The sequence below is a fragment of the Vibrio sp. M260118 genome (genome assembly GCF_036533755.1).
GTDB lineage: Bacteria > Pseudomonadota > Gammaproteobacteria > Enterobacterales > Vibrionaceae > Vibrio.
The window spans coordinates 1-4996 of the sequence record NZ_JATABG010000272.1 but is presented as its reverse complement, the minus strand read 5'-3'; the positions used below and the strand labels follow the sequence as shown (position 1 = coordinate 4996).

Below are 4996 nucleotides of genomic sequence, written 5' to 3'. Positions count from 1 at the left end.
CATCAACAGGGTTTTCTTCAAGGAAGTCGGCAAAACAGTTTTGAATAGACATAAAAAATCGGAAACCTATAAACAGGTTTCCGATTGTCTCTCATCAGAAGGATCGGTCAACCGATCCTTATCTGATCTACATTGCCGCAGTGTGCGGGGCTTTAAACTATTCAATCAGCTGAGAATTATAGAGACTCAGTGAAAGTACGTGCGATTACGTCAGCTTGTTGCTCTTTAGTTAGAGAGTTGAAGCGAACAGCGTAACCAGATACACGGATTGTTAGCTGAGGGTATTTCTCAGGGTGCTTAACAGCGTCTTCTAGAGTTTCGCGGTTAAGAACGTTCACGTTTAGGTGCTGACCGCCTTCGATACCAGCTTCGTGGTGGAAGTAACCATCCATTAGACCAGCTAGGTTAGCACGTTGTGAGTTCTCTTCTTTACCTAGTGCGTTAGGTACGATAGAGAATGTGTAAGAGATACCGTCTTTCGCGTGAGCAAATGGCAGTTTTCCTACAGATGTTAGAGATGCTACAGCACCTTTTTCATCACGGCCGTGCATTGGGTTTGCACCTGGAGCAAACGGAGCACCTGCGCGACGACCATCTGGAGTGTTACCAGTCTTCTTACCGTATACAACGTTAGACGTGATAGTAAGGATAGACTGAGTAGGAACAGCATCACGGTAAGTCTTAAGCTTACGGATCTTGTTCATGAACACTTCAACTAGTTCACAAGCGATGTCATCTACGCGAGAATCGTTGTTACCAAATTTAGGGTAATCACCTTCGATTTCGAAGTCGATAGCAATGCCGTCTTCGTCACGGATTGGTTTAACTTTCGCGTGCTTGATTGCAGATAGTGAGTCAGCAGCGATAGATAGACCAGCAATACCACAAGCCATAGTACGGTACACGTCACGATCGTGTAGAGCCATTAGAGCAGCTTCGTAAGAGTACTTGTCGTGCATGAAGTGGATGCTGTTTAGTGCAGCAACGTACTGTTTAGCTAGCCAATCCATGAAGTGGTCTAGGTTGTTCCATACTTCGTTGAAGTCTAGTACTTCTGAAGTGATTTTTGGCATTTCTGGACCAACTTGCATCTTCAGCTTCTCATCAACACCACCGTTGATTGCGTAAAGCATAGTTTTAGCAAGGTTAGCACGAGCACCGAAGAACTGCATTTGCTTACCAACAACCATTGGAGATACACAACATGCGATTGCGTAGTCGTCTGACTCCATGTCTGGGCGCATTAGGTCGTCGTTTTCGTACTGGATTGAAGAAGTATCGATAGATACTTTCGCACAGAACTTCTTGAAGCCTTCAGGTAGCTGCTCAGACCATAGAACAGTGATGTTCGGCTCTGGAGAAGGACCCATAGTGTATAGAGAGTTTAGGAAACGGAAGTTAGTACGTGTAACGAGTGTACGACCGTCAAGACCCATACCACCCATAGATTCTGTTGCCCAGATTGGGTCGCCAGAGAATAGGTCATCGTACTCAGGAGTACGTAGGAAACGAACCATACGTAGTTTCATTACGAAGTGGTCGATCATTTCCTGAGCTTGTTCTTCAGTGATCTTACCTGCAGCGATATCGCGCTCGATGAAGATATCTAGGAACGTAGAAGTACGGCCTAGAGACATTGCAGCACCGTTTTGAGACTTAACAGCAGCTAGGTAGCCGAAGTAAGTCCACTGGATAGCTTCTTGTGCACTTTCAGCTGGACGAGAGATGTCACAACCGTATTTCTCAGCCATAACTTTCATTTGGCCTAGTGCACGGTGTTGCTCTGCAATTTCTTCACGAAGTTGCATCGTCATTTGAAGATCTTCGCCGTTTTCGAATTTCTCTTGTAGAGAAGCGAATTGAGCTAGCTTGTCTTTGATTAGGAAGTCCACACCGTATAGAGCTACACGACGGTAGTCACCGATGATACGACCACGACCGTATGCATCTGGAAGACCAGTTAGAACACCAGACTTACGACATTTTAGGATGTCTGAAGTGTAGATATCAAAAACACCAGCGTTGTGAGTTTTACGGTAATCTGTGTAGATTTCTTTGATTTTAGGATCTAGTTCACGACCGTAAACTTTACAAGAACCTTCAACCATGCGGATACCACCGTTAGGGATGATAGCGCGCTTAAGAGGAGCATCAGTTTGAAGACCAACGATAGTTTCTAGGTCTTTCTCGATGTAACCTGCGTCGTGAGCAGTGATGGTAGAGATTACGTCAGTATCGAAATCAACTGGTGCGTGAGTTGAGTTTTCGATCTTGATACCTTCCATTACTTTGGCCCAAAGCTTGTTTGTTGCTTCAGTACCTTCAGAAACTAGGAAAGACTCGTCGCCTTCATACGGTGCGTAGTTCTTCTGAATGAAGTCGCGAACGTTTACTTCGTTTTGCCAATCACCGTTAGCAAAACCTTCCCAAGCTTTAGCAAATTGCTCTGCCATGACATACCTACCTTTTTAGTAGAAAAAACACGTACCTATCTGATCCGTTGAGCGAGTCAGATTCCCATTAGATGGGACGGTACACTCTTATGAATAACAATATGTATAGACTCTAATTCCAAACACTGGAAGAGAGGTGACCATAAATATTGTTACTATTCTTATATGGTGCGTTATTCATTGAGTTTCAATAATAAACTAAAAAAAAACTGCAAACCTTAAACTAAATCAATAAATGACAGTTTGAAGCGAAATTTTTAAGTTTAATTGAGTGAATTAAAAAAAAGTTGAGAGCCAGTTTGGCTCTCAACTTGATTGGATTATAGAAATGCTGGGATGCCGTATTGGCCTTCAAGCATACCTACTGCAAGCATTGCGACTAGACAGATTGCAAATACACCTACAGGAATAACAATCTTATCGATGAACGATAGGCGAGCTGCACGCTCCTTGTCACCAATTAGGCCATTGTTGTCTAGGAACATGGTCAGTGCCCATGCTAGAACAGGGTTTGCAACGACAGAAGCGAAGATACAGATACCTGCTGCTTGCGAGTCTTTGGTCTCTTTAACCATTTGCATACCTGCTTCTAGTAGCGGTAGGAATACACCTACTAGTAGTGCAACACGCATTACTGGAGGCCAAACCGCAACATCCATTGGGAAACCAAGGATCGCAACGATAATACATAGAGAACCAAGTAGAATCGCACCAGCAGGGATAGGACGCTTAGCAATTGCTGCTGGGATCATGTATGTACCCCAAGAAGAAGTGATGTTACCACCACCAACAGCAGTACCTACCATTTGACGGATAGAACACATGGTCATAGTGTCATCTACGTCCATCAGTACTTTTTCGGTTTTACGTGGGTAGTTTAGTTCTTGGAAAATACGGTGACCTAAGAAGTCTGGAGACCACATAGCTACCGCTAGGATTGCAAATGGCAGTGATGCAATAAAGTGTTGTAGGTTTGGTAGACCTAGCATCCAACCTTGCTCAGTGCTGCCCCACCAGTAAACTGGATTTAGGTTTGGAAGACCCATTTCCGTTTCGAACGTAAGGTCGAAACCAGCCCCTAAACCTAGAGCTAGGATCAAGCCTGTGATGGCACAAACTGGAATGGCTAGCCAGCGTTTGTTGATTTTCGCTAAGTAGGCGTACACTGCGATGTTGATACCTAACACGATAAGTCCAACGTAACCCATGCTACCCGCTTCAACATCAGCAGACTGTAGGCTAACTGCCCAATCTTGGATAGAACCGATTTGGCTCATGGTTCCGGTGAAGCCAAGGAAGATTAACAAGCCGCCCGCAGTACCTTGCGAGGTTAAGTTAACCAGTTTTGAGCCACCTTTGAAGTAACTAAGCAACAGACCAAATACGCCCAAAAGGATAGCAAGAGCAAGAGGGTGTGCACCGGCTAAAGCGATAGAGCCGATTAGAGGAATCATTGGACCGTGGTTACCAGCAAGGTTCGCTCTTGGGTTAATAAAGCCTGATGCAAGCACACAGAAAAGCAGTGCTGGAATAAGCATCTCTACACGGGCTACTTCGATAGCAAACTCTTTACCTAGGTTTACGTGATCCCATGCTGCGGTTAGGCCATCGGCCCAAGACATCATTACCGCAGAGTACATCGCGATAATGCCGATAGTACCTGCTAATGCTGGAACTAGGTCTTCAAGCTCGAAACGGAAGTCGCGACCAGGTAGGTTCAAACCGAAGCGACGAGGCTTCATGATTTGCAGTTCGTGGTCTAGATAATCTGAACGGCTCTCAAATTCAGAAGCTGGACGATGCAGCTCTTGATAGCTCTTGTTTTCGATATCCGAATCAGAGTGCGGTTTATTGACTGCGTCTGACATAGATTCCTCATATATACAAAGTTAAAAATTCTTTAAGCAGGGAACCGATTATTATTGTGTGACGGTCCCTCTCTATAAACCTAATGTAGAGTCTTACATTGGGTCTCTTCCCACTTTATAGTAGCTCATAGTTAATGTGCCATAGCTAAGGGAAATAAAAGACAAAACTTACGATTATTTAGGCTTTTATCTTTGTGGCGAGTTTAACGTGCTAACCCTGAAGAGTGATTGATTTAGATCACTTTAAGAAAGATTGTGAAAGTAAACTACACACTATTCATTCATCGTTTAAATGAAACTGCTATATGGTGAAATTAAATTTCAGTATGTAAGGTTTACAGAATAACGCTTGTTGAATGTGCACGTATTCATATGCACTTGACGCGAATATAGATTTAGATCTTGTTTTTATAAAAATGTTACATGAAACCAGACTCATGTTTTGAGTCTGCTGATTTGATTTATGCGAGATTTTAAGCTTATTCAACTAAAAAATGAATAATTAGTCATATGATCTGGTTATAAATTGCCAAATTTTAGGTTAATAATTTGTTGCATGTTTTTGGGTCTAGTGCTAGTTTAAATCGCTATGTGGGCTGAAGCTCTACATGAACCCATCACATTGATGAAGATGGGCAAAATAATAACAGGGAGTTAAGCGCATGAATGATGTAC

The 4996-nt window shown here is 43.3% G+C and carries 2 protein-coding genes; both read right to left on the bottom strand.

Features of this window, described 5'->3' with window-relative positions:
* Positions 1-176: 176 nt before the first annotated feature.
* Positions 177-2453, bottom strand: a complete 2277-nt coding sequence (gene pflB / locus QTO00_RS14685; protein ID WP_331425461.1) for a formate C-acetyltransferase — start codon at positions 2451-2453, stop codon at positions 177-179.
* Between the two features lie 320 nt (positions 2454-2773).
* Entirely contained in the window at positions 2774-4321 is a 1548-nt protein-coding gene (locus QTO00_RS14680) for a DUF3360 family protein (protein WP_331425460.1), read from the bottom strand.
* Positions 4322-4996: the final 675 nt, after the last annotated feature.

Coding starts and splice junctions, on each gene's coding strand:
- pflB (WP_331425461.1), bottom strand. CDS start 2,453: ATGGCAGAGCAATTTGCTAAAGCTTGGGAAGGTTTTGCTAACGGTGAT.
- QTO00_RS14680 (WP_331425460.1), bottom strand. CDS start 4,321: ATGTCAGACGCAGTCAATAAACCGCACTCTGATTCGGATATCGAAAAC.